We start from the raw sequence: 670 nt of genomic DNA on the forward strand, positions 1-670 counted from the left end.
TGTATCTGAAAAATGTCGAACGTGTACAGGTGATACCATGTTCACGTTTCATAAAATAATAAATATGATCGATATAATCAAAATTTCTCTGTTCATCACACAAATATTTGTATATAAGATCTTTATAATCATCTAAATATCTTTTTCTGTTTCTTGTTTTTTTAGGTGCGATACCGTTTAGCCTTCTGCTTAGTGTTTTTCGGCTACAGTTTAATTCTCTTGCAAGTTTAGAAACATTCAATTTAATTTCTCCTTCCTTATAGGCTCTGCTTAACATTAGAGCCTGATCCAAATTATTTATTTTAATGACTGCTGTATTCAATATAATTCACTCCTTTACAGGAAAGAATTATATCAAAAAAGATTACCCTGATTAATGCAAAGTGTAACCACTTATCTGCAACAATTTGGGTAATCTTATTTTAACTTTTATAACGCCCGCTAGGGTCTGTATGCTCTTGCCGATACTGTCTGCCATGTCATTGATAAAGTCCAGCTTATACGCCTGCTGGACGACGTACCCTGTGGCGTTACTTAGATACAGGCTTATCGTCCAGATAAAGTTGGTGATACAGTAAAGCCCGTATTGTACGGACTTCCCGATACCGTCCAGCCAGTTCCACGGAAGCCAGCCCCAGCTATTGTCCACATAGAAGTCAAGCTGGTAGTT

General features: G+C 36.7%; 2 pseudogenes. Both read right to left on the reverse strand.

The features are described from left to right. A pseudogene (locus B5E92_RS15280) lies at nucleotides 1-322 on the reverse strand (hypothetical protein); the annotation flags it as partial. A 111-nt stretch (nucleotides 323-433) separates the two neighbouring features. Then, nucleotides 434-670 (reverse strand): annotated as a pseudogene (locus B5E92_RS15285) (YtxH domain-containing protein); the annotation flags it as partial.

The sequence above is a fragment of the Erysipelatoclostridium sp. An15 genome (assembly GCF_002160675.1).
Taxonomy (GTDB): Bacteria; Bacillota_I; Bacilli_A; order Erysipelotrichales; family Coprobacillaceae; genus Thomasclavelia; species Thomasclavelia merdavium.